Genomic DNA, 24,252 nt, shown 5'->3' on the forward strand with positions numbered 1-24,252 from the left:
CCACCGGACCACCTCATCCCGCCGGTGCCCGCAGGGTGCGTCCCCGCCCGGGCACCCGGCCAATCTGAAGCCGCACCCTGCGGATCCGCCCGAACCCGGGAACAGCGGTATCGCAGGTGGTTTCATAGCCGCAGACCCGGGCTTCCAACCGCATCGACGCCCCCTGCCAGTCGCCGTGGGTGATCAGCAGGGTGCAGCCTTTGTGACGGGCACGGGCCGTCAGCACCCTCGCCCGGGCCGGCGGCACCGCACGCCCGCGCAGGTCAAGCGCGACCAGATCCATCCCGTCCGTGAGCACCGCAGCGACCCCCACCGGATCGGCGCCAGGATGGGGTATCACTGCGAGCCGGCTCAGATCCGCTCCCATCTCCACGGCAGCCAGCAATCCGATGTCCGGTTGCCCGACGATGGCCGCATTCCCGCCGGCGGCCGTCACCGCAGCCACCATGCTCAGTAATAGCGACCGGGCTCCCGACAGTACCGCCACCGTCCCGCGTGGCAACGCCTCAGGCAGCACATCTGTCAGTAATTCCGGGACGGCCAGCGTGGTCTCCGACACCGGCAGCAGGTCATCCCTCTGAGCACGCTCAGAGGGATGACCGGCACGTCCGGCACCCCCCTTCTCCGATAGCGCCGCCATCCGGCGGCGTAGCAATTTCAGCTGCTCAGCACGGTCGCCATCACGTTGATCGGAGGCAAGAGCCGCCGTCATCATCACCTCCTGCGACCCACCGGGCAGCCGGAACCGGACTCTCCACTGTTTTCGAATATATGTTCGATACAGTCGAGTAAACACCCCGCCCTCGACAACGTCAACCGCTCATTACGGCAAAGGGGGAAACCCTGTTCGGGACCGGGTAATCACTCCCACTCGATGGTGGCCGGCGGTTTGCTGGTGACATCCAGCACCACCCGGTTGACCTCGGCGACCTCATTAGTGATCCGGGTGGAGATACGCTCCAGCACCTCATAGGGCACCCTGGTCCAGTCGGCGGTCATCGCATCTTCGCTGGACACCGGCCGCAGCACTATCGGGTGCCCGTAGGTGCGGTCGTCGCCCTGCACGCCGACTGAGCGGATATCGGCCAGCAGGACGACCGGGCATTGCCAGATCTGCTTGTCCAGGCCTGCGGCGGTCAGCTCCTCACGGGCGATCGCGTCCGCACGCCGCAGCGTGTCCAGCCGCTGTGCGGTGACCTCACCGACGATACGGATCGCTAAACCTGGTCCTGGAAATGGCTGGCGCACAACGATTTCTTCGGGTAAACCTAACTCCCGACCGACTGCACGCACCTCGTCTTTAAACAGCAACCGCAGCGGCTCAACGAGTTTGAACTTCAAGTCGCCGGGCAGGCCGCCCACGTTATGGTGGCTTTTGATGGTCGCGGTGCCGCTGCCTCCGCCGGACTCGACCACGTCCGGGTACAGCGTGCCCTGCACCAGAAAATCGATACTCTTTCCAGAAAGATTGTTGCCCAAGATATCTCGGACAGCACCTTCGAAGGCGCGAATGAACTGGCGGCCGATGATCTTGCGCTTACCCTCGGGTGACGTCACCCCGCGCAGCGCGTCGAGGAACGTCGCCGCCGCGTCGACAGTGACCAGATGAGCGCCGGTGACGGCGACGAAATCGCGCTGCACCTGCGTGCGCTCGCCGGCGCGCAACAGCCCGTGATCGACGAAGACACAGGTCAACCGATCACCAATGGCACGCTGCACCAGCGCTGCGGCCACCGCGGAATCGACACCGCCGGACAGCCCGCACAGAGCGTGGCCAGCACCGATTTGATTGCGTACCTGCTCGACCAGGGTGTCGACGATGTGGGCAGGGGTCCACTCCGCGCCCAGCCCGGCGAAATCGTGCAGGAACCGGCTGAGCACGTGTTGACCGTGCGGGGTGTGCATCACCTCCGGGTGGTACTGCACCCCCGCCAGGCGCCGCTCCCGGTTCTCGAACGCCGCCACCGGCGAACCCGGGCTGGTGGCGACCACGTCGAATCCCGCCGGGGCGGCCGTGACGGCATCCCCATGGCTCATCCAGACCGGCTGAGTCTCCGGTAATCCCGAATGCAGCTCGCCACCAAGGACTTTCAGTTCAGTTCGGCCGTACTCGCGGGTACCGGTCCGCACGACGGCGCCGCCAAGGGCCTGCGCCATGGCCTGAAAGCCGTAGCAGATGCCGAACACCGGCAGACCCAAGTCGAATAATGCCGAGTCCAATTGCGGAGCCCCGTCGGCATAGACGCTGGCCGGCCCACCGGACAGCACGAGCGCCAGCGGATCGCGGGCCTTGATCTCCTCCACCGAGGCTGTGTGGCCGATGACCTCCGAGAACACCCGCGCTTCCCGGATCCGGCGGGCGATCAACTGGGCGTACTGCGCACCGAAATCGATGACTAGCACCGGGCGGGGCGGCGCCGGCCCGCCCGCGCCGGGATCAGCAGATTCGGCCACGGTCCTTCAGTCTAGTGGCGGCCGGTGCCGCCGGTGCCGGCGTCGCACGTCAGCTGTGCGGCCACGGCCCCTGCGGCCTGATGCAGGCGCTCGTTCAGCGACCCGCACCTGATATACAGGACGTGCATTCGCGGCGGGATGGGGGCGGTCGACCTGACTGTTTCGATATCGGCGTGAACGTGCCGGCGCCGACGGCAGATGAGGTGGTAGCGGCCGAATGCCCGGAAGGGGGTCCATATGCTGGGTTTGCCGGAGACGGTACACGCGTGTCTGTTCGACCTCGACGGTGTGCTCACCGACACCGCCAGTGTGCATACCAAAGCCTGGAAGGCCATGTTCGACGCCTACCTGTCCCACCGGGCCAAGCGCACCGGTGAAAAGTTCGTCCCCTTCGATCCGGTTGCCGACTACCGCCGATACGTCGACGGTAAAAAGCGCGAGGACGGGGTGCGGTCCTTTCTGAGCAGTCGCGGCATCGAACTGCCCGAGGGTAATCCCGGCGATCCCCCGGACGCGGAGACGATACACGGTCTGGGGAACCGCAAAAACGACATGTTTCAAAAGACCCTGCACGATGAGGGTGTCGAGGTGTTCGACGGCTCGCGCCGCTACCTGCAGGCGGTCACCGACGCTGGTCTGGCGGTGGCGGTGGTGTCCTCCAGCGCCAACACCCGCGAGGTGCTGGAGGTCAGCGGCCTGGACCGGTACGTGCAGCAGCGGGTGGACGGTGTGACACTGCGCGAAGAACACCTCGCCGGCAAACCGGCCCCGGACTCGTTCCTGCGCGCCGCGCAACTGCTCGGGGTCGAACCGGATGCGGCGGCGGTGTTCGAAGACGCGCTGTCGGGCGTGGCGGCGGGCCGGGCGGGCAACTTCGGGTTCGTCGTCGGGGTCGACCGGCTGGGTCAGGCTGAGGAGTTGCGCCGCAACGGCGCCGACATCGTGGTAACCGATCTCGCCGAACTGCTGGAGGCCTGATCATGATCACCGAGGAAGCCTTCACCGTCGAACCCTGGCATGTGCGCGAGACCCGGCTGGATTTGAACATCCTGGCGCAGTCGGAATCGGTGTTCGCGCTGTCCAACGGGCACATCGGGCTACGGGGCAACCTCGACGAAGGCGAGCCGTGGGGGCTGCCGGGCACCTATTTGAACTCGTTCTATGAAGTGCGCCCGCTGCCCTACGCCGAAGCCGGCTACGGGTATCCGGAGGCGGGCCAGACCGTTGTCAATGTCACCAACGGCAAAATCCTGCGCCTGTTCGTCGGCGACGAGCCGTTCGACGTCCGCTACGGCGAGTTGCTCAGCCACGAGCGGGTGCTCGACCTGCGGGCCGGGACGCTGACCCGCCACGCGCACTGGCGCTCACCTGCGGGCACGCAGGTCAAGATCTGCTCCACCCGGCTGGTGTCGCTGGCACACCGCGCCGTCGCGGCCATCGAGTACGTGGTCGAAGCGCTCGACGAATTCGTCCGGGTCACAGTGCAATCCGAGCTGGTGACCAACGAGGACCAGCCGGAGATCTCAGGCGACCCGCGGGTGGCGGCCGTTTTGGAGCACCCGCTGGAGGCCGTCGAACATGAGCAGATCGGCCACGGGGCGCTGCTGATGCACCGGACCAAGGCCAGCGGACTGATGATGGCCGCGGCAATGGACCACGAGGTGGAGGTGCCCGGCCGAGTCGAAGTCTCCACCGACGCGCGACCGGATCTGGCCCGGACCACGGTGATCTGTGGGCTTCGCCCGGGCCAGAAACTGCGCATTATCAAATACCTCGCTTATGGCTGGTCAAGCCTGCGGTCCCGCCCGGCGCTGCGTGACCAGGCCGCCGCCGCGCTGACCGGCGCCCGCTATTCGGGCTGGCAGGGGCTGCTGGACGCGCAGCGCGCCTATCTCGACGACTTCTGGGACAGCGCCGACGTCGAGGTCGAGGGCGACCCGGAAAGCCAGCAAGCCGTGCGCTTCGGGCTGTTTCACCTGTTGCAGGCGAGCGCGCGCGCCGAGCGGCGCGCGATCGGGGCCAAGGGGCTCACCGGCACCGGCTATGACGGGCACGCCTTCTGGGACACCGAGGCATTCGTGCTGCCGGTGCTGACCTACACCGCCCCGCGCGCGGCCGCCGACGCGCTGCGGTGGCGGGCGTCGATCCTGGACCTGGCCAAGGAGCGCGCGGCCCAGCTCGGTCTGGCCGGCGCGTGTTTTCCCTGGCGCACCATCCGCGGGCAGGAATGCTCGGCCTACTGGCCGGCCGGCACCGCAGCCTGGCACGTCAACGCCGACATCGCAGCGGCGTTCGAGCGGTACCGGGTGGTCACCGGGGACGACTCGCTGGAAAAGGAGTGCGGCCTGGCGGTGCTGGTGGAAACCGCGCGGCTGTGGCTGTCACTGGGCCACCACGACCGCCACGGCGTCTGGCATCTCGACGGGGTGACCGGCCCCGACGAGTACACCGCCGTCGTCCGCGACAACGTGTTCACCAATCTGATGGCAGCCCACAACCTGCGCACGGCCGCCGAGGCCTGTACCCGCCACCCCGAGGCGGCCCACGCGATGGGTGTGAGCACCGAGGAGATGGCCGCCTGGCGTCACGCCGCCGACGCCGTGCACATTCCCTACGACGAGGAACTGGGCGTGCACCAGCAATGCGAGGGGTTCACCACCCTTGCCGAGTGGGATTTCACCGCCCACACGATGTACCCGTTGTTGTTGCACGCGCCGTATGTCCGGCTGTACTCGGCGCAGGTGATCAAGCAGGCCGACCTGGTGCTGGCGATGCAGTGGCACAGCCACGCGTTCACCCCCGAGCAGAAGGCCCGCAACGTCGATTACTACGAACGGCGCACCGTACGCGACTCGTCGCTGTCGGCCTGCACCCAGGCGGGGATGTGCGCCGAGGTCGGGCATCTGGACCTCGCGCATGACTACGCCTACGAGGCGGCGCTGATCGACCTGCGCGATTTGCACCACAACACCCGCGACGGGCTGCACATGGCGTCGCTGGCCGGGGCCTGGATCGCGCTGGTCGCCGGCTTCGGCGGGGTACGCGACGACGAGGGCGTGCTCTCGCTGAACCCCGCCCTGCCGGACGGCATCTCGGATTTGCGGTTTCGGTTGCGCTGGCACGGTTTTCGGCTCACCGTGCATGTCACCCACGCCGACGTCACCTACACCCTGCGCGACGGGCCGGGCGGTTCGCTGACCATCCGGCACGCCGGGGAGGATCTCACGCTGAGCACGGATGCGCCCTGCACTGTCGCCCTGCAACCCCGGGTGCCGCTGCTGCCGCCGCCGCAGCAGCCGCCGGGCCGCGAGCCGACACGCCGGCGCCTGGTCCGGCCTCGCCTACCGGTGTCCAGCCAGCTGGACTGACGGCGCCCGTGAGCCGCCGGCGACCGGCTGTGCGGACCTGCGGTCAGTGCGGTTCGATGATCCGGGCCGCCTCGGCGCTTACCGCCTCGCGCAACTCCGCGTCGGTCATCTCGTCGATACCGGCCGCCGAGCGCAGAAACGACTCGAACAGGCGCCAACCCAGTTGCAAAGCAACGGCATTGGCGACTGCCAGCCGGGCGCCGCGCTCATCGCCATAGCGCGGGCGCACGTGGTCGAGCAGCTGCGACACCCCGGGAAACCGGGTCTGCAGCTGCCCGGCCGGATAGCCGTCGAGCAGTGCGCGGGCCATCACCCGGATATGCCGGTCGAACGCCCGCTCCACCTCCGCCGGCGGGGCCCCGGCCTGCATCAACCTGCTCGTCGTCATGCCCAGATGATCGAGCACCGCACCGACCAGCTGGTCCTTAGTACCGAAGTGGCGAAACACCAGCCCGTGGTTCACCTTCGAGCGGGCCGCGATGTCGCGGATCGACGTCGCGGCCGGACCCCGCTCGGCGAAGAGGTCAGCCGCTGCGGCCAGCACGGCCGCCGCCACCTCTTCCCGGCCGACCGGTATGTCGGCACGCCGACCGGTTGCGCGTCCCGTAGTCATACGACTACACTAGCGGATATGACCGTAGTCAACTGACTACAGTTGGCGATTGGAGAGTGAAGGAACCACGATGACCCCCACGACCCCGACACCGTCGACAACACCGCTGACCGTGACGAAACTGGGCAGCCGGATCGGCGCCCGGCTGGACGGGGTACGGCTGGGCGGCGATCTGGACGCGGCCACTGTCGAGGAGATCCGGCGGGCACTGCTGCGCCACCGGGTGATCTTCTTTCGCGGCCAACATCACCTCGACGACGACGAGCAGCTCGCGTTCGCCAGGTTGCTGGGCACTCCGATCGGCCACCCGGCGGCGAAGTATCTGGCCGGCAGCACCCCGACGATCACACCGATCAACTCCGACTACGGCAAAGCCACGCAGTGGCACACCGATGTGACGTTCGTCGCCAACTACCCTGCGGCGTCGATCCTGCGCGCGGTCACCCTGCCGAGCTACGGCGGATCGACCCTGTGGGCCTCCACTGTGGCGGCTTATGCCGCCCTGCCCGAACCGCTCAAGCGTCTCGCTGAGAGCCTCTGGGCGGTGCACACCAACCGATACGACTATGTGACGACCCAATCACTGAGCGCGCAGCAGCGCGCATTTCGCGAAGCATTCGAGCAGCCGGATTTCCGCACCGAACATCCGGTGGTGCGGGTACACCCGGAGACCGGGGAACGCGCCCTGCTCGCCGGGGCTTTCGTGCGGGGGTTCCTCGGGCTGGACAACCACGAGTCCGGTGTGCTACTCGAGTTGCTACAGCGGCGGATCACCATGCCCGAGAACACGATCCGATGGAACTGGAAGCTAGGTGACGTCGCCATCTGGGACAACCGCGCTACCCAGCACCGCGCGATCGATGACTACGACGGCCAGCACCGGCTCATGCACCGCGTCACCTTGATGGGCGATGTGCCGCTCAGCGTGGACGGGAAGCGCAGCCGCGTGGTCAGCGGCGCACCGCTGGAGCCGGCGGCGGGCTGAACCGGCCCGGCGCCGCCGCCTCAACCGGCCGGGCGGAGCGGATCAATCCACCGCAGCGCTCCCGGCGCGTCGGCAGGCACGACGGGGTTCTTGGGGGGGATCGGCGCCAGCCGCCGATACGGTTCGCCCTGGGCGGGCCGCTGATCATCCTCACCTTTGTTGGGCCACAGCGCGGCCGCCCGCTCGGCTTGCGCGGTGATCGACAGCGCCGGGTTGACACCGAGATTGGCCGAGATCGCGGCCCCGTCCACCACGAACAGCGTGGGGTACCCGTACACCCGGTGATAGGGGTCGATGACGCCGTGCTCAGGGCTGTCACCGATCACCGCGCCGCCCAGGAAGTGCGCGGTGAGCGGGATATTGAACAACTCACCCCAGGTTCCGCCGGCCACTCCGTCGATCTTCTCGGCGATCCGGCGGGTCACCTTGTTCCCGATCGGGATCCACGTCGGGTTGGGCTCACCGTGGCCCTGTTTACTCGTGTACCGGCGCCGGCCGAACATACCCGGTTTGGTGAACGTCGTGATCGAATTGTCCAGGTGCTGCATCACGAGCGCGATTACCGTGCGTTCGCTCCAGCGGCGCGGATTGAGCAGCCGCAGGGTGCCGCGCGGGTTTTCGGCGACGCTGTGCACCAGCTGCTTCCATCGCGGCACCACCGTACCCTCGGGACCCGCTCCATCGGTCATCAAGGTCTGCAACAACCCCATTGCGTTGGATCCCTTGCCGTAGCGGACCGGTTCGATATGAGTGTCAGCGGTGGGATGAATCGATGAGGTGATCGCCACCCCGTGCGTCAGGTCGAGATCAGGCGAGACCTTCAGGCGTCCCGCACCCACGATTGATTCGGAGTTCGTGCGGGTCAGTTCACCCAGACGCTGCGACAGCCGGGGTAACTTGCCCTGGTCGCGCATGCGGAACAGCAGATGCTGTGTCCCCCAGGTGCCGGCGGCCAGCACCAGATAGTGCGCGGTGAACGTGCGGGTGTGCTTGCGCAGCCAGCGGCCGGTCCGCACGGTGCGGACCTCCCACACACCGTCGGCGCGCTGCTGGAACCCGGTCACCGTCGTCATCGGGACCACCTGCGCCCCAGCGGATTCCGCCAATCCCAGGTAGTTTTTCACCAACGTGTTCTTGGCACCGTATCGGCAGCCGGTCATACAACAGCCGCATTCGATGCAACCGGTGCGTGCCGGGCCTATCCCACCGAAATACGGGTCGGGCACCGTCGTGCCCGGTGTTGTGGCGCCGCCGGGACCGAAGAACACCCCAACCGGGGTTGGCACCCACGTGTCACCGAACCCCATCTCGTCGGCGACTTCTTTGACGATGCGGTCGGCGTCGGTGAAGGTCGGGTTGCGCACCACGCCCAGCATGCGCTGCGCCTGCTCGTAGTGCGGCATCAGCTCCGCGCGCCAGTCGGTGATATGCGACCACTGCCGGTCTGTGAAAAACGGTTCCGGCGGCACATACAAGGTGTTGGCGTAGTTCAGTGATCCACCGCCCACACCAGCGCCGGCCAGGATCATGACGTTGCGCAGCAAGTGGATCCGTTGGATGCCGTAGCAGCCCAGCTTGGGTGCCCACAGGAACTTACGCAGATGCCAAGAGGTCTTGGCGAACTCGTCGTCGGCGAAGCGGCGGCCGGCCTCGAGCACGCCGACCCGGTAGCCCTTCTCAGTGAGCCGCAGCGCGGTGACGCTGCCGCCGAAACCCGAACCGATGATCAGGATGTCGTAATCCGGCTGCATCGCATCAGCCTAATGCGAATCGATCAGCACGCCCGTGCGAGGTCGGCCAGGATCAGCTGTTGACTGTCAGCCCGACCTTCTGGAATTCCTTGAGGTCACAGTAACCCGCCTTAGCCATCGACCGGCGCAGACCACCGACCAGGTTCAGTGAGCCGAACGGATCGTCGGACGGGCCGTTGAGCACCTGCCGCAGCGGCGCCCGCTCGCCGACCGCCACTTGCAGCAGCGCGCCGCGGGGCAGTGAGGGGTGCGCGGCCGCGGCCGGCCAGAACCATCCCTCGCCGAGAGCCTCGGCGGCCTCGGCCAGCGGCGTACCCAATAGCACCGCGTCGGCACCGCAGGCGATGGCCTTGGCCAGCTCGCCGGAGGTATGGATATCGCCGTCGGCCAGCACATGCACGTAGCGCCCCCCGGTCTCGTCGAGGTATTCGCGGCGGGCGGCGGCGGCGTCGGCGATCGCGGTGGCCATCGGCACACTGATGCCCAGCACCTCGTCGGTGGTGGTCACGCCCTGGGTGGACCCGTAGCCGACGATGACGCCGGCCGCCCCGGTGCGCATCAGGTGCAAGGCGGTGCGGTGGTCGAGCACACCGCCGGCCACCACCGGGACGTCGAGTTCGGCGATGAATGTCTTCAAGTTCAGGGGCTCACCGGTCCCGTCCCGGTCCCGGGCCACCCGTTCCGCGGACACGATGGTGCCCTGGATGACGAGCAGATCGATACCGGCGGCGATCAGCCCCGGGGTCAGCGCCCGCGCGTTTTGCGGGCTCACCCGGACCGCGGTGGTGACACCGGCCTCACGGATGCGCGCCACCGCAGCGGCGAGCAGCTCGGGATCCAGCGGCGCAGCGTGCAGCTGCTGCAGCAGCCGGATCGCCGCGGACGGTTCGGGCTCTTTTTCAGCGGCCTCGATGACCTGCGCGATCTTGGCCGGGTAGTCGGCGTGCCGGCCGATCAACCCCTCGCCGTTGAGCACCCCCAACCCGCCCAGCCGGCCCAGCTCGATGGCGAATTCCGGTGACACCAGGGCGTCGGTGGGGTGCGAAACTACCGGGATGTCGAACCGGTAGGCGTCGAGCTGCCAGGCGGTGGACACATCCTTGGACGAGCGGGTGCGCCGCGACGGCACGATGTTGACGTCCTCGAGTTCGTAGGTGCGCCGCGCGGTGCGGCCCATGCCGATCTCGACCATGTCACGCATGATGAATCAGCCCCGATCCTCGCCGAGATCGACATTGCGCAGCCATGGTGCAGACATAGTGTGCCGCCACAGTTCGAGAATCGGCCTGCCGACCCTCGATCTGGGCGCGTTGGCGTCGCTGGGGCACCGGGTCTCACTCAGCGGGCGTAGTAGTTCGGCGCTTCGACGGTCATGGTGATGTCGTGCGGGTGGCTCTCCTTGAGTCCCGCCGCGGTGATCCGGACGAACTGCGCCCGCTGCAACGCTTCGATGGTCCCGGCGCCGGTATAGCCCATCGCAGCGCGCAACCCTCCGGTGAGCTGATGGATGACTGTCGACAGCGGCCCGCGGAACGGCACCCGGCCCTCGATACCCTCGGGCACCAGTTTGTCCTCGGAGAGGGCGTCGTCGGCGAAATAGCGGTCTTTGGAATAGGACTTGCCCCCGCCCCGTCCCTGCATGGCAGCCAGCGAGCCCATCCCGCGGTAGGTCTTGTACTGTTTGCCGTTGACGAAGATCAGCTCACCGGGGGCCTCGGCGGTGCCCGCCAGCAGCGAGCCCAGCATCGCCGTGGACGCCCCCGCGGCCAGCGCCTTGGCGATGTCACCGGAGTACTGCAACCCGCCGTCGGCGATCACCGGCACGCCCGCCGGCGCGCACACCGCGGCGGCCTCCAGGATCGCCGTGATCTGCGGCGCACCCACACCGGCCACCACCCGGGTGGTGCAGATCGAGCCGGGGCCCACCCCGACCTTGACCGCGTCGGCGCCCGCCTCGACCAGCGCGGCGGCCGCCGACCGGGTGGCGACATTGCCGCCGACCACCTCCACGGTGTGACCGACTTCGGCTTTGAGCTTGCCCACCATCTCGAGCACCCGCCGGTTATGCGCGTGCGCGGTGTCAACGACCAGCACATCGACCCCGGCGTCGACCAGCGTCATGGCCCGCACCCAGGCATCGTCACCGACACCCACGGCGGCCCCCACCAGCAGCCGCCCGTCGCTGTCTTTGGTGGCCAGCGGGTGCTGCTCGGTCTTGACGAAGTCCTTGACCGTGATCAGCCCGGTCAGGCGTCCGCGGCCGTCGACGATGGGCAACTTCTCAATCTTGTGCCGGCGCAACAACCCCAGCGCTGCGTCAGCGCTCACCCCCTCATGGGCGGTGATCAGCGGGGCTTTCGTCATCACCTCGGCGACCCGTTTGGACTGGTCGACCTCAAACCGCATGTCGCGGTTGGTGATGATGCCCACCAGCGCACCGTCATCATCGACGACGGGCAGCCCGGAAATGCGGAACCGCGCGCACAGCGCATCGACTTGGGCCAGTGTGTTGTCCGGGCGGCAGGTGACCGGGTCGGTGACCATCCCCGCCTCGGACCGCTTCACGGTCTCAACCTGGGCGGCCTGCTCAGCCACCGGCAGGTTGCGGTGTAACACACCGAGCCCACCGGCCCGCGCCATCGCGATGGCCATCCGCGACTCTGTGACGGTATCCATCGCCGAACTGACCAGTGGCACCTTGAGCCTGATCTTTTTGGTGAGCTGGCTGGAGATGTCGGCACTGGCCGGCACCACATCGGAGGCCGCCGGCAGCAGCAGCACATCATCGAAAGTCAGCCCCAGCATCGCCACCTTGTGCGGATCGTCGCCGCCGGTCGGCGCCAGGTCCTCGGTCAGGCCGGCCACGCGAGCGTATGGGCGGGCTATCAGGTCGGCGCTGCCTTCCAGAGCGGACATCGCTGAGGCCCTCCATACGCATTCGGAGTGAGACACCCATCCTATCGGCTCACCGGCGGTGACGATGCGCACCGGGGCGCCACGCGGCGGCGCCACCGCTGGCGCGATACCCGCGAGGCTGCGTAATGTGGAAGCGTGCGCGACCAACTCCCACCGGATTTGCCGCCCGACCCGTTCGCTGACGACCCCTACGATCCGTCCGCGGCGTTGGACGCCGTCGAGCCGGGTCAGCCGCTTGATCCGCAGGAGCGGATGGCGGTTGAGGCCGATCTCGCCGACCTCGCCGTGTACGAGGCGTTATTGGCGCCCAAGGGTATTCGCGGCTTGGTGGTCTGCTGCGACGAATGCCAACAAGACCACTACCACGACTGGGACATGTTGCGTGCCAACCTGCTGCAGCTGCTGGTCGACGGCACGGTACGCCCCCATGAGCCGGCCTATGACCCTGAACCGGACGCCTACGTCACCTGGGATTACTGCCGCGGCTATGCCGACGCCTCGCTCGAGGCGACCTCGGATGCCGACGGCTTCCACCGGCAGCGCTGAGGCCGGTGCGCCCCGTCGCCCGGGGTGCCCGGGCTGCGGCGTTACCGGCCCGGGCGGCGCCCCGCCCCCGGCTCGGGCGGGAGCGTCGCATTGGGGTCGCGGGTGGCCACCTTTGCGTGCAGCAGCCGCACCCGGCCCATCAGGTCTTCTTTGCGGTTGGCGTCGTTGAGGGTTTGCACCCTGTTGTTGACAGCGGCCAGCTTGTCTTGGGCTTGGTCCCATTGACCGTGCGCGATCATCTGTTGCACGGTGTCGAGTTCGGTTTTCGCCGCCAACACGATCTGGTCGTCGCTGACGTTCGGCTCGCCGAACAGCATGGTGTGGATGCCATAGAGCGCGTCCCCGGGCTGCGCGCCGGCGACCAGTGCGCCAAACCCGCCGAGACCCACGACCGCCGCGGCCGCCACACCGACCATCACCCGGGCGCGCCGGGCGCGCCGGCGGGCGACCACGCCGCGCCGCAGCGCGGCGAGGGCCTCGCGGTCCGAGACCAGCGCCCGGGCCGGCGGCCGTCTCAACTCGTCGCGCCACTCTGCCAGCAGGGCGGCCAGCGCGGCATCCCCGGAATCACCGGATTCGGCAGGCTGGCGCCGGGCGAGCGCGTCCAGCCAGCGATCGGCGCGGGCCACCGCTTCCGGCTCCGGCCGATCTGCCGCGGCATCCAGCCCATCAACCATGGTCGTGTCCCGCCGCGATGATCGCGGATTTCAGCCGCGCCAGCGCCCGGTGCTGGGCAACCCGAACAGCACCGGGGGTGGTGCCGAGGACGCTGGCGGTTTCCTCCGCGTTCAGGCCCACCACGATCCGCAGGATGAGGATTTCGCGTTGTTTGGCCGGTAACGCATCGAGCAGCTCGTTCATCCGCGTGATCCGGTCGGCTTCGATGGCCAGTTGCTCAGGGCCGGGGTCAGCCGACAGCGCCTCGGGAACGCAATCAGCCGGATAAGCCAGCTCGCGGCCGGCGGCCCGATGCGCGTCGGCTACTTTGTGCGCGGCGATGCCGTAGACGAAGGCCAGGAAAGGGCGTCCCTGATCGCGGTAGCGCGGCAGTGCCGTGATGGTTGCCAAACACACCTCCTGTGCCACGTCGTCAGCCGACACGCCGCTTCGCTCTGCCGTGCCGATTCTGGCGCGGCAATACCGGACGACGATCGGGCGGATGGTCTCCAGCACTTGGCGCAGCGCGTCCCGGTTCCCTGCGACCGCATCGGCGACGACAGCGTCGAGACGTTCCCTTGGAATTGTCATCGACGGCGGCATCTCCAACGTTACGACTGCGACCATCCCCTGCCCGAGGACACGTTGACCATAACGCCCGTGCGGGAGTTCGGTGTCAGACCGCAGACCAGACCCCGCCGGCGTGGCGCACCCGGTGCGCGCAGACCTCCCGAAGGTCGCGCAGGTCGGCTGTGGTGCGGGTTGCGCTTCCGATATCGAGCAGCAAACAGGCCACTGCCCAGCCCAGCGGAACCAGCCCAAGCCGCCCGGCGGCGTCCAGCGCCGCGTCGCCGACAGCGCGCGCCCGGTCGGTGGCGCCGGCGCAGCACAGGGCAGCGGCCAGAACCACCTCGCTTTTGACCCGGTGTCGCGCCGACACGGTCTCGCCGATCGCGGCGCCGGACAGCTCGACTGCCGCGCGGGCATGACAGACTGCGGCGGCACCGTCGCCGGCGGCCATCGCCAGCTCGGCGGCCACCCAGCTGCGGCGCACCGCCAGGCGGTGTGTCGGTACGACGGCCGCGGCGAGCACATCGCCGGCACGGTCCAGCAACGTCTGCGCAACCGAAAACCGCCCCACCCCCAGCGCGTCGGCCGCCAACCCGATCAGCGCATCGGCACGGGCTTCGGGATCGGCACCGGCCAGGGCAAGCGCCTGACCATCCCAGCGCCGGGCCTGTGTGTGCCAGCCCAGCTGACGCAGGAAGGATCCGTGGGTGCTGTGGGCCAGCGACACCCACCGACCCGGGGCAGCGGCGCGCCGCAGCATCGCCAAATCGCGGTAAGCACTGGCGTAGCGACCCTGCCCGCCGGCGGCGACCGCCCGCAGCCACAGGTGGTCTGGGCTAGTCGCCGCGGGCAACGGCCAGCGGCCAGGCTGGTCACCGAAAGCAGCGGCGGTCAGCGTGGCTTCGAGCGCGGAATCGCCGCCCTGCGCAATCACCGTGCGTCGCCGTTAAAAGTTTGTGGTTTCTGAGTTACCGCCATATTAACCGCGGCGGGGGGCAATTGTGTTTCTGCGACAGCCGTCGCACGCGAACAGGGAAATCACGGTGCGCTCGACGGCGCTGTCCCACAGGGGTCTTCACCACATGCATCATGGCGATGAACATGACGTAAATTCTCACGATACCGTGAGATATTCGGCCATGTGCGCCGCTATTGACTCAATTTGCGCGCGGCCCGTACCTTTAGTGCAGGCACGCAGTCATCGGCGACAGCCGCTCGAATCAGTTGCATCATTCACGCGTTCGCGAACTGGTTTCCACCACGGATGTCCAGAGAGGGATTCACTCATGCCACAGCCGGAGCAACTACCCGGGCCCAACGCCGATATCTGGGATTGGCAACTGCAGGCCCTGTGCCGCGGCGTCGACTCCTCGGTGTTCTTCCATCCCGACGGCGAACGCGGCCGGGCCCGCATTCAGCGCGAACGGCGCGCCAAGGCCATCTGCAGACGCTGCCCGGTGATCGAACAGTGCCGCTCGCACGCGCTGACGGTCGGCGAACCGTACGGCATCTGGGGTGGCCTGTCAGAATCTGAGCGCGACCTGCTGCTGTTCGGCCGTATGCGGGCTATTCGCCGCACGGCCTGAGGACGCGCGCAGACGCGACGGCCGGCGTTGGTGTCTGCGCGCGACGACCTCAGTGAGCGTGACCGTGGTGGTCGTGCTCCTCTTCCTCCGGCTTGTCCACCACCGCCGTCTCGGTGGTGAGCACCATGCGTGCCACCGAGGCGGCGTTGAGCACCGCGGTGCGGGTGACTTTGACCGGGTCGATGACCCCTGCAGAGGCCAAATCACCGTAGCTCAGCGTCTCCGCGTTAAGCCCGTGCCCGGCGGGCAGATCGCCGACCTTGGTGACCACCACCGAACCGTCCAGCCCCGCGTTGGTCGCGATCCAATACAGCGGGGCGCTCAGCGCCTCGGAGAACACGTCAACCCCCAGCGCCTCATCACCGGTCAGCGATGAGCGCAGCTGCGCCAGCGCCGCGCGGGCGCGCAGCAGCGAGGTCCCGCCGCCTGCGACGATGCCCTCCTCGACGGCGGCTTTCGCCGCGTTGACCGCGTCTTCGACGCTTTCCTTGCGTTCCTTGAGCGCTGTCTCGGTGGCGGCTCCCACCTTGATGACGGCCACCCCGCCGGCCAGTTTGGCCAGCCGCTCTTCGAGCTTCTCGCGGTCCCAGTCCGAGTCGGTCTCCTCGATCTCCCTCCGCAGCTGCTTGGCGCGGGCGGCGATCGCGTCGGGGGTGCCGCCCCCGTCGACGATCACGGTGTCGTCTTTGGTGACCACGACGCGACGCGCCGAGCCCAGAACCTCCAGGCCGACCTCGCGCAGCACCAGCCCCACGTCGGGGTTGACGACCTGCCCGCCGGTCACCACCGCCAGGTCTTCCAGGAATGCCTTGCGGCGGTCACCGAAGTAGGGCGCCTTGACCGCGACCGTTTTGAGCGTCTTGCGGATGGCGTTGACCACCAATGTGGCCAACGCTTCGCCTTCGACGTCCTCAGCGATCACCAGCAGCGGTTTGCCCGCTTCGGCGACCTTCTCCAGCAACGGCAGCAGATCAGGCAGGGAGCTGATCTTGTCGCGGTGCAACAGGATCAGTGCGTCCTCGAGCACCGCCTGCTGGGCGTCGAAGTCGGTGACGAAATACCCTGACAGATAGCCCTTGTCGAAGCCGATACCTTCGGTGAACTCCAGCTCGGTGGTCAGCGTCGAGGACTCCTCGACGCTGACCACGCCGTCGTGGCCGACCTTGGTCATCGCCTCGCCGACCAGTTCACCAATCTGGGGATCACGTGAGGACACGGTGGCGACCTGGGCGATGGCCGTCTGACCGGCGACCGGGGTGGCCGCGGCCAGCAATGCCTCAGACACCGCGTCGGCGGCCTTGCCGATACCCGAACCGAGCGCGATCGGGTTGGCGCCGGCGGCGACGAGGCGCAAACCCCCTTTGATCAGCGCCTGGGCCAGCACGGTCGCGGTGGTGGTGCCATCCCCGGCGACATCGTTGGTTTTCGTCGCCACAGATTTCACCAGTTGAGCACCCAGATTCTCGAATGGGTCTTCCAGATCGATCTCCCGCGCCACGGTCACGCCGTCATTGGTGACCGCGGGCCCGCCAAACGCCTTGGCCAGCACTACATGCCGGCCGCGCGGACCTAATGTCACCCGTACCACGCCGGCGAGCTTGTCCACGCCGCTCTCCAGGGCGCGACGCGCGGTTTCGTCGTATTCGAGCAGTTTGCTCATCGGTCGGTCCTGTCTCGTCTACCCAGCCCGGCGACGACCCGGCCCGCGAGTGCGAGGGGAAGCCGGGCAAGTGGCCCTGCAGTGCCCCGCCCCGGGAATCGCGCGGTTTGCCGCGGGGAATCGCCGGGGCGGGGCACCTCTGCGTTATTTGTTGACGATAGCCAGTACGTCGCGCGCCGAGAGGATCAAGTACTCCTCGCCGTTGTACTTGATCTCGGTGCCGCCGTACTTGCTGTAGATCACGGTGTCACCTTCCGACACGTCCAGCGGGATTCGTTTCTGGCCGTCCTCATCCCACCGGCCGGGGCCGACGGCGATCACGGTGCCTTCCTGCGGTTTCTCCTTAGCGGTGTCGGGGATGACCAGACCGGACGCGGTTGTGGTCTCGGCCTCGTTGGCCTGGACAAGAATCTTGTCCTCGAGTGGCTTGATGTTGACCTTCGCCACGATTGGAGCCCTCCACTAGTTGAGATCGGGGTCCGGGGCAGCCCCGGACCAGTGTTGGCGGTAGGTCCGGGACCGGCCCCGGACCTGTCGGATTACCAGGTGCTTCGGCATTCGGCTGTGGCCCTCGTGTCGTCGTCGCGGGTGCCGACACTCGGATTGCGCGATTGCCATCTAGCACTCTATACACGAGAGTGCTAGCACTCAAGGTCGGTCCGCTGATTCCGTGCCGGCGGGCCCGGTGGCCATCTCGTCCTCGCCGGACCGGCGATCCCGAGCAGCCGCCCCGCGGGTGGGCGTCACCCTGACCGCGGTCCGTGCTGCGGTCATCGGTGATCTGCCGGGCCGAAACCGCGCTCCGCTCCGCTACTCGTCACGCGCTCACGGCTCGCCGAGGGCTCCCCATGCCCCGCAATGCTCAGAGTGGCTAATAATTGAGGCCATGGTGCCCGGCATCCCCACCGCGAGCCGCACCGTCGGTGCGGCCACCCTCGCTGTCGCGGCCTGCATCGGATTAGTCGGGGTCGGCATCGGAGTGTCCCGGGCTGACCCGGACGGCCAAATGTACGGTAACCCCGATGCTGCCGCCCCCTACTGGCGCTACCAGCACCAGGAAGACTGCGGCCTGATGGCCGTCGCCGATGTGGTCGGCCAGCTCACCGGCAGAGAACCCTCCCAAATCGGCATCGAACTACGCGGCATCTTCACCAAGAGCGTGTCCCACCGCGGAGACGTCTATTTCTTTGACGGCACTTCTCCCGAAGATATGGTCCTGCTGTTGGAGAAATACGGTATCCAATCCACTCTCACCACCGGCAACACCATGCAGACCCTGGAGCAGGATCTGGCCGGCGGGCACAAGGTGATCGCCGCGGTCAACGCCGAAACCATCTGGAACTACCCCCCGGGCAAGGGACAGCGGACCAAGGCTGACCACGCCGTCGTCGTCACCGGTGTCGACACCCGCACCGACATCGTCCACCTCAACGACAGCGGCATCCCCACCGGCCGCGATGAGCGGGTGCCGATGGCCACCTTCACCCAAGCCTGGGCCACCAGCAACGACCTGCTCATCGTCACACAAGAAACCAACAACATCTAACGAGCGCACGCTGGCAGCGGGCCGGGCACCCGTCCGTGCGCTCCCGGCGGGCCACCGAGACGATCAGGCGCCGGTCGCCGCCGCGGCGTGGGTGCCACGGTGCAGCGCACCACGAAAAACACGACCGGAGGACTGCCCGACGATCAGCGGCTGCCGAACCGGCGCGGGTCGATCAGCAAGTGCCCTGAGGTGTCCCCGAGGAACTCGACATCCATGCGGCGGGTCACGAAAAACCACCCCGCCTCGTCGCGTTCGAAGGTGTCGTAGTAGCGGCCGACGACCACCGGTTGCAGCGGCACTGTGTCGGTGCCTTGTACCACGCAAAAGGTTGACCGTGCACTGGCCATCCGGTCGGCGACGTCGATGATCGGGTTGAGCACCAGATGGCGGGTGCGTGGGGTGCCGACCCCGCCGGCCGGGCCCGGGTAGCGGCGGGTCGTCGTCGCATACAGCTGCGCAATGGCCGCCGCGCCGGTGATCGTCGGTGAGCCCGGGCCGCCGACGGTGCATCGCGCCAGCAGTTGCCCGACGCCGTCGAAATCGCCGGCATCGATCAGCTCGGCATAGCGGTACAACAACTCGGTGATGGCCAGCTGGTCGGCCACCCGCTCGATCGAGGTCATCGGACCTGACCTTTCACCACCGGCAGACCGGGATCACTGGGCACGTCCAGCGGTGACGGCGGCGCTCCGGCGGCCACCAGATGCGCGGCAAACGCGGCGATCATCGCCCCGTTGTCGGTGCACAGCCCTGGTTTGGGGATGCGCAGACTCAACCCCGCTTCCGCGCAGCGCTGAGCGGCCAGCTCGCGCAACCGCGAATTGGCCGCCACACCGCCGGCGATCAGCAGGGTCGACACACCGAGCTCGGTGGCCGCGCGCACCGCCTTCATGCTCAGCACATCGGCGACGGCCTCCTGGAACCCGGCCGCGATATCGGCGAGCGCGGCCTCGGGGTGAGCCTCCACGTAGCGGGCGACCGCGGTTTTAAGCCCGGAGAAGCTGAACGCATACGGGTCGTCACGGGGCCCGGTCATGCCCCGCGGGAACACGATGGCGTCCCGGTCACCGGTGCGGGCCAGGTCGTCGAGCACCTTGCCGCCCGGATAACCCAGCCCCAGCAGCCGCGCCACCTTGTCGTAGGCCTCGCCGGCGGCGTCGTCGACGGTGCTGCCCAGCTCGCTGATCGGCTCGCCGAGCGAACGCACATGTAACAGGTGGGTGTGCCCACCCGACACCAGCAGCGCCACGCTCGGCGGCAGCGGCCCGTGCTCGTAGACGTCGGCGGCCAAATGCCCGCCCAGATGGTTCACCGCGTAAAACGGTACCTCCCAGGCCGCCGCATACGCCTTGGCGGCGGCCACCCCGACCAGCAACGCGCCCGCCAGCCCCGGCCCGATGGTGGCCGCGACGATATCGGGCTTTTTCACGCCTGCGGCGGCCAGCGCCCGGCGCATGGTGGGGCCCAGCGCCTCCAGGTGCGCCCGGGAGGCGATTTCGGGAACGACGCCGCCGAAGCGGACGTGCTCGTCGACACTGGAGGCCAGCTCGTCGGCCAGCAGCGTCACGCTGCCGTCAGCGCCCAGCCGGGCGATACCGACACCGGTTTCATCGCACGACGTTTCAATGGCCACGATCACCGTCATCGGCGCGCCTCCCGCCGCATGGTATACGCGTCGGCGCCGCTGGCCCGGTAGTAGCGGCGGCGCACGCCGACTGCGGTGAAGCCGGCGCTGCGGTACAGCTCGATCGCCGGCGCGTTGTCGGTGCGGACCTCCAGGTAGACCGCAGCATCCCCGGCGACGTTCAGCAGCTCCTCAAGCAACCGGCGGCCGATGCCCCGGCCCTGGTAGGCCTTGTCCACCCCGATGGTATGCACCTCGTATTCGAATGGCGCGGTGCGGCCCAACCGGGATATCCCGGCATAGCCCACCAGCACATCGCCGATACGCGCCCCGACATAGCGGTTGTTGACGCTCGCGATTTCGCGGAGGAAGGCCTCTCTCGGCCACGGGTCGTCGCCGTCGAACAGCTGGGCCTCCAACTGGGCGCACCGCTCAGCATCGGCAGGTGTCAGGGCGTCGATGCTGACCGGCACCACGGGTTCGCGGGCCGTCGGGGAGGTCGGCGCACCCCGGCGGCGGCGCGCCGCTTGCCGTTCTTGCAGCGACGTGGCGTCTGGGCGGCGCAGATACAGCGGCACCAACGCCGCCGGGCGGGCCGACCAATCGGCGACCGCGGCCACCAGGCCGGTTGGTGTCGGATAGGCCGGCCCGCACCACGGCAGACCGAAAAGCGCGGCATGCTCGGGTGAGCCGGCCACTGCCGACGCCGCGCCGGCATCGACGGCGGCCGGGGCGCTGACCGCCGGACCACCAACGCGGACCCCGTCGCGATACCGGGCCCAGTAGACCTCGCGCCGGCGGGCGTCGGTCACGACCAAGGTCTCACCGGTGGTCTGCACACCGATGGCGTCCAAACTGCACACCCCGCGCACCGGAATATCCAGCGCATGCCCGTATGCCGCGGCGGTGGCCATCCCCACCCGCAGCCCGGTGAACGGGCCCGGGCCGCAGCCGACCACTACCCCGTCGAGGTCGGCCATCCGCACCGCGGCATCGGTGAGCGCGGCCAGCACGTTGGGCGTGAGCCGCTCGGCGTGCGCCCGGGCATCGACGGTGACCCGTTCGGCCAGCACGGCGGCCCGCCCGGCGTGTCGCACCCGCACAATCCCGGCGGTCACCGCGGCGGTGGCGGTGTCCAGCGCCAGCACCAGCATCCCCGGCTCACGGCTCATGAACTGCCCCAGCGCCAGGTGGCGATCCGCGTGTCGGAGTCGCGGACACGGTCGAGCCGAATGTCGAGGTGGCGCTCGGAAAGCCGCTCGGCGATCCCCTCGCCCCATTCCACGACGACGACCGCGTCGTCGAGATCGGTGTCGAGGTCCAGCGAGTCGAGCTCGGCCAGCAGGTCGGCGTCGCTGCGATCCAACAGCCGGTAGAAGTCGACATGAATCATCGCCGGCGCGCCGGTTTTGCGGGCCGGGTGCACCCGTGCGAGCACGAACGACGGCGAGGTGACCGGCCCGTCAACGTCCATCGCAGCCGCGATTCCCTTGGCGAGCACCGTTTTTCCGGCACCGAGCGGGCCGGAAAGCACCACCACGTCACCCGCACGCAATTGCTCCCCCAACCGGGTCCCGAGCGCAACGGTGTCGGCCACGCGCGGCAGCGTCGCCGTCCCGGACCGCTGCTCAGCCATGGCGCCGAACCCGTTCCCGCCACCCCCCGGCCAGTCTGGCCAGCTTGCCGGGGCTGGATCGTTTGACGAGGCGCACCAAACCCTCGTTGATGCTCTCGGGCTTTTCTAATTGCACCAGATGGCCCGCGCCGCCGACGACCAACAGCTCGGAGTGCGGCAGCGCGGCAGCCATTTCCCGGGAACGTTCGACGGGCGTGAGCAGATCGTGATCACCGCACGCGATAAGTGTGGGTATCGTCGCCAACGTGGGGAGCGCGGCGCTTTCATCGTGGACTTCCAGCGCGTGCAGAAATTCCACCAACGTCGGAATGGGTGTGTCGTACATCATCTTCTGCGAGAACGCCACCACGCTCGGGCTGACCTTCGCGTCGCCGTAGGAGGCCGCCGCCAAAATAGGGCCGATCAGCGACCGGGTCACCGCGCGCCCGTGGTGCACCAGTGTAGGCGCAGAGCGCGCGGTGAACCGCACCGCTTGCAGCGCAGGGTTTTTCAAGATTTCCCCCAGCAGCGACCTGGACACCCCAGCGGCTGCGGACGAAATCAGCGCGGCACCGGTGATACGGGTGCCGTAGTGCTCGGGGTATTGGCGGGCATGCGATAACACCGTCATCCCCCCCATCGAATGCCCGACCAGCACGATCGAGCCGCGCGGCGCGGCGACCTGCAGCACTGTTTCGAGGTCTTTGCCCAATTGGGTCAGCGTGTAGGTGTCCGGCGAGGCTGCGCCGGATTTGCCGTGTCCGCGCTGGTCATAGAAAACCATCCGCGCCTGCGCCCCCCACTCGCGACTCAATCGCACCCGCTGAAAGTGAAAAGCACCCATTGACAGACAGAATCCGTGTGCGAACACCACGGTCAGCGGAGCGTCCGCCGGGCCGACCTCGCGTACCGCGAGCGGCACGCCGTCCGGGGTGGTCACCACATAGCTGCGGTCGGCGTCCAGCGCGTCGAAATTTTCCGCGGCATAAGGGTCTTCAGTCGCACCTCGGCGTGTCACCGACCGGGCCACGCTGAATCCGGCGATCGTGGCCACCGCCGCCAGCCCGGCGGCACCGGCCAGCCACGCCTTACCCGTAAAGGGTGCGTGGGCGTGATCACCACTCAACGGGTCGAGCTTCCCGGTAGGTCTTGGTAATGCGCCCTCGGGGGCTGGTCACCACCTCGTAGTGGATGGTACCGAGCAGGTCAGCCCAATCCTGTGCGGTCGGCTCTCCGTGAGTGCCGGGCCCGAACAGGATCGCCTCATCACCCTCAGCCACATCGGTCACCCCGGGACCGAGATCGACCACGAACTGGTCCATACAGATCCGTCCCACCCCCCGGCAGCGCCGACCGTTGATCAGCACTTCGAGGCGCCCGCTGAGCGTCCGAAACACCCCGTCGGCGTAACCGATCGGCAGCAATGCCAGCGTGGTGTCCCGATCGGCGACCCAGGTATGCCCGTACGACACCCCCTCCCCCGCAGACACCGGCTTGACCAGTGCGACAGCGCATTTCACGGTCATCGCCGGTGTCAGCCCCATATCTCCGCGCGCGGGGATGGGGCTGAGCCCGTAGACCGCGATCCCTGGACGCACCAGGTCGAAAGCCATGTCGGGGCGCGACAGGGTCGCCGACGAATTCGACAGGTGGGCCACTTCGAACTGCACGCCGTGGTCGCGCGCCTGGGTGAGCATATCGCGAAACCGTTGAGCCTGAAGGTTATTCGTCGGATGCTCCGGATCGTCGGCGTAGACCAGATGGGACATGATCCCCCGCAGCCGGATGGCGCCGTCGGCAACGGCCTGGCGCAACGCGGTCAACATCGCCGGGTAGCGCGCCGGACTGACGCCGTTGCGGTTGAGTCCGGTGTCGACCTTGACGGTCACGGTGGCGGGCAAGCCGGTCCGGTGCACAGCGTCGAGCAGTTCGTGCAGCTGGCGCACCGAGGAGACGGCGATTTGCACGTCGGCGCGCAGTGCGAGCTCGAAGTCGGCGCCGGGCCGGTGCAGCCACGCCAGCACCGGCGCGGCGATGCCGTTGGCGCGTAATTCGAGTGCCTCATCGATGGTGGCGACACCGAGTTCGGCGGCACCCGCGGCCAAGGCGGTGCGGGCCACCTGGGTCGCCCCGTGCCCGTATCCGTCGGCTTTGACGACAGCCATGACCTGCGCGGATCCGGCATGCTCACGCAGCACGCGCACGTTATGTGCGATGGCGTCCAGGTCGACCACAGCCTCGGCGAGGACCCCGGGCAGCCGCGATTCGGCGGACGACGTTACCGTGTGCATCGAGCTCACCGCTCCGATTGTCCCAGACCCGGTCGCCCGCCTCCGCGCCGAGCGGCCCGGCCGCGCGGCG

The 24,252-nt window shown here is 68.1% G+C and carries 23 protein-coding genes and 1 pseudogene; 6 read left to right on the forward strand and 18 right to left on the reverse strand.

Going from position 1 to position 24,252, the window contains the following annotated elements; genetic code table 11:
* Positions 1-13: 13 nt before the first annotated feature.
* On the reverse strand, positions 14-712 hold the full coding sequence (gene imuA' / locus G6N08_RS01795; RefSeq protein ID WP_163753692.1) for a DnaE2-dependent mutagenesis accessory factor ImuA': 699 nt from the start codon (positions 710-712) through the stop codon (positions 14-16).
* Between the two features lie 149 nt (positions 713-861).
* The gene (gene guaA / locus G6N08_RS01800) at positions 862-2,454 is read right to left on the reverse strand and encodes a glutamine-hydrolyzing GMP synthase (RefSeq protein ID WP_174813237.1); all 1,593 of its coding nucleotides are present in this window, start codon (positions 2,452-2,454) and stop codon (positions 862-864) included.
* Between the two features lie 237 nt (positions 2,455-2,691).
* On the opposite strand from guaA, the gene G6N08_RS01805 reads away from it, so the two are divergent.
* Together G6N08_RS01805 and G6N08_RS01810 are read left to right on the forward strand one after the other, a co-directional pair.
* Positions 2,692-3,432, forward strand: a complete 741-nt coding sequence (locus G6N08_RS01805) for a beta-phosphoglucomutase family hydrolase (protein ID WP_163753694.1) — start codon at positions 2,692-2,694, stop codon at positions 3,430-3,432.
* 2 nt (positions 3,433-3,434) lie between these two features.
* Positions 3,435-5,822 carry a glycoside hydrolase family 65 protein gene (locus G6N08_RS01810; RefSeq protein ID WP_163753696.1) on the forward strand — a complete coding sequence of 796 codons (2,388 nt, stop codon included), beginning with the start codon at positions 3,435-3,437 and terminating at the stop codon, positions 5,820-5,822.
* Between the two features lie 43 nt (positions 5,823-5,865).
* On the opposite strand, the gene G6N08_RS01815 is transcribed toward G6N08_RS01810, so the two are convergent.
* Positions 5,866-6,435 carry a helix-turn-helix domain-containing protein gene (locus G6N08_RS01815; protein WP_163753697.1) on the reverse strand — a complete coding sequence of 190 codons (570 nt, stop codon included), beginning with the start codon at positions 6,433-6,435 and terminating at the stop codon, positions 5,866-5,868.
* A gap of 70 nt (positions 6,436-6,505) precedes the next feature.
* On the opposite strand from G6N08_RS01815, the gene G6N08_RS01820 reads away from it, so the two are divergent.
* On the forward strand, positions 6,506-7,420 hold the full coding sequence (locus tag G6N08_RS01820; protein WP_163753699.1) for a TauD/TfdA dioxygenase family protein: 915 nt from the start codon (positions 6,506-6,508) through the stop codon (positions 7,418-7,420).
* Between the two features lie 20 nt (positions 7,421-7,440).
* Here the strand turns inward: G6N08_RS01820 and G6N08_RS01825 are convergent, their stop codons facing one another.
* The 3 genes from G6N08_RS01825 to guaB all read right to left on the reverse strand — a co-directional run bounded on the left by G6N08_RS01825 (position 7,441) and on the right by guaB (position 12,087).
* The gene (locus G6N08_RS01825) at positions 7,441-9,171 is read right to left on the reverse strand and encodes an FAD-dependent oxidoreductase (RefSeq protein WP_163753701.1); all 1,731 of its coding nucleotides are present in this window, start codon (positions 9,169-9,171) and stop codon (positions 7,441-7,443) included.
* A gap of 52 nt (positions 9,172-9,223) precedes the next feature.
* On the reverse strand, positions 9,224-10,363 hold the full coding sequence (locus G6N08_RS01830; RefSeq protein WP_174813238.1) for a GuaB3 family IMP dehydrogenase-related protein: 1,140 nt from the start codon (positions 10,361-10,363) through the stop codon (positions 9,224-9,226).
* A 146-nt stretch (positions 10,364-10,509) separates the two neighbouring features.
* Positions 10,510-12,087 carry an IMP dehydrogenase gene (gene guaB, locus G6N08_RS01835; RefSeq protein ID WP_163753705.1) on the reverse strand — a complete coding sequence of 526 codons (1,578 nt, stop codon included), beginning with the start codon at positions 12,085-12,087 and terminating at the stop codon, positions 10,510-10,512.
* A 135-nt stretch (positions 12,088-12,222) separates the two neighbouring features.
* On the opposite strand from guaB, the gene G6N08_RS01840 reads away from it, so the two are divergent.
* The gene (locus G6N08_RS01840) at positions 12,223-12,633 is read left to right on the forward strand and encodes a DUF5319 domain-containing protein (protein WP_163753707.1); all 411 of its coding nucleotides are present in this window, start codon (positions 12,223-12,225) and stop codon (positions 12,631-12,633) included.
* A gap of 41 nt (positions 12,634-12,674) precedes the next feature.
* Here G6N08_RS01840 and G6N08_RS01845 read toward each other — a convergent pair whose 3' ends face one another.
* The 3 genes from G6N08_RS01845 to G6N08_RS01855 all read right to left on the reverse strand — a co-directional run bounded on the left by G6N08_RS01845 (position 12,675) and on the right by G6N08_RS01855 (position 14,794).
* A complete protein-coding gene (locus tag G6N08_RS01845) occupies positions 12,675-13,310 on the reverse strand; it encodes an anti-sigma-D factor RsdA (protein ID WP_163753709.1) in 636 nt (211 codons plus the stop codon).
* Positions 13,303-13,881, reverse strand: coding sequence for a sigma-70 family RNA polymerase sigma factor (locus tag G6N08_RS01850; protein ID WP_163756534.1), 579 nt, complete (start codon positions 13,879-13,881; stop codon positions 13,303-13,305). The genes G6N08_RS01845 and G6N08_RS01850 overlap by 8 nt, the downstream gene beginning before the upstream one ends.
* Before the next feature lie 85 nt (positions 13,882-13,966).
* On the reverse strand, positions 13,967-14,794 hold the full coding sequence (locus G6N08_RS01855) for a hypothetical protein (RefSeq protein WP_163753711.1): 828 nt from the start codon (positions 14,792-14,794) through the stop codon (positions 13,967-13,969).
* A 352-nt stretch (positions 14,795-15,146) separates the two neighbouring features.
* Between G6N08_RS01855 and G6N08_RS01860 the strand changes: the two genes are divergently transcribed.
* Positions 15,147-15,446: a WhiB family transcriptional regulator gene (locus G6N08_RS01860; protein ID WP_163753713.1), complete on the forward strand. Its 300-nt coding sequence runs from the start codon at positions 15,147-15,149 to the stop codon at positions 15,444-15,446.
* 49 nt (positions 15,447-15,495) lie between these two features.
* Here the strand turns inward: G6N08_RS01860 and groL are convergent, their stop codons facing one another.
* Complete coding sequence (groL, locus tag G6N08_RS01865; protein ID WP_163753715.1) at positions 15,496-17,106, reverse strand: chaperonin GroEL; 1,611 nt, start codon at positions 17,104-17,106, stop codon at positions 15,496-15,498.
* A gap of 144 nt (positions 17,107-17,250) precedes the next feature.
* Positions 17,251-17,553, reverse strand: coding sequence for a co-chaperone GroES (groES, locus tag G6N08_RS01870; protein WP_163753717.1), 303 nt, complete (start codon positions 17,551-17,553; stop codon positions 17,251-17,253).
* Between the two features lie 289 nt (positions 17,554-17,842).
* Here groES and G6N08_RS01875 point away from each other — a divergent pair, with 289 nt between their 5' ends.
* Positions 17,843-18,652 (forward strand): C39 family peptidase, encoded by an 810-nt coding sequence (locus G6N08_RS01875; protein WP_246216568.1) that lies wholly within the window; start codon positions 17,843-17,845, stop codon positions 18,650-18,652.
* 143 nt (positions 18,653-18,795) lie between these two features.
* Here the strand turns inward: G6N08_RS01875 and G6N08_RS01880 are convergent, their stop codons facing one another.
* The 7 genes and pseudogenes from G6N08_RS01880 to alr form a co-directional block, all read right to left on the reverse strand.
* Positions 18,796-19,275: a nuclear transport factor 2 family protein gene (locus tag G6N08_RS01880; protein ID WP_163753719.1), complete on the reverse strand. Its 480-nt coding sequence runs from the start codon at positions 19,273-19,275 to the stop codon at positions 18,796-18,798.
* Positions 19,272-20,297, reverse strand: a complete 1,026-nt coding sequence (gene tsaD / locus G6N08_RS01885; RefSeq protein WP_163753721.1) for a tRNA (adenosine(37)-N6)-threonylcarbamoyltransferase complex transferase subunit TsaD — start codon at positions 20,295-20,297, stop codon at positions 19,272-19,274. The genes G6N08_RS01880 and tsaD overlap by 4 nt, the downstream gene beginning before the upstream one ends.
* Positions 20,294-20,752: a ribosomal protein S18-alanine N-acetyltransferase gene (rimI, locus tag G6N08_RS20445; RefSeq protein ID WP_246216672.1), complete on the reverse strand. Its 459-nt coding sequence runs from the start codon at positions 20,750-20,752 to the stop codon at positions 20,294-20,296. The genes tsaD and rimI overlap by 4 nt, the downstream gene beginning before the upstream one ends.
* Before the next feature lie 63 nt (positions 20,753-20,815).
* Positions 20,816-21,448, reverse strand: a pseudogene (gene tsaB, locus G6N08_RS20450) (tRNA (adenosine(37)-N6)-threonylcarbamoyltransferase complex dimerization subunit type 1 TsaB); the annotation flags it as partial.
* The gene (tsaE, locus tag G6N08_RS01895; RefSeq protein WP_163753725.1) at positions 21,445-21,912 is read right to left on the reverse strand and encodes a tRNA (adenosine(37)-N6)-threonylcarbamoyltransferase complex ATPase subunit type 1 TsaE; all 468 of its coding nucleotides are present in this window, start codon (positions 21,910-21,912) and stop codon (positions 21,445-21,447) included. The pseudogene tsaB and the gene tsaE, both read right to left, overlap by 4 nt.
* Complete coding sequence (locus G6N08_RS01900; RefSeq protein ID WP_163753728.1) at positions 21,905-23,017, reverse strand: alpha/beta fold hydrolase; 1,113 nt, start codon at positions 23,015-23,017, stop codon at positions 21,905-21,907. The genes tsaE and G6N08_RS01900 overlap by 8 nt, the downstream gene beginning before the upstream one ends.
* Positions 23,007-24,182 carry an alanine racemase gene (gene alr, locus G6N08_RS01905; RefSeq protein ID WP_163756538.1) on the reverse strand — a complete coding sequence of 392 codons (1,176 nt, stop codon included), beginning with the start codon at positions 24,180-24,182 and terminating at the stop codon, positions 23,007-23,009. Before alr ends, G6N08_RS01900 begins: the two co-directional genes overlap by 11 nt.
* Positions 24,183-24,252: the final 70 nt, after the last annotated feature.

Source organism: Mycobacterium botniense, from assembly GCF_010723305.1.
In the GTDB taxonomy this organism is placed as follows: domain Bacteria; phylum Actinomycetota; class Actinomycetes; order Mycobacteriales; family Mycobacteriaceae; genus Mycobacterium; species Mycobacterium botniense.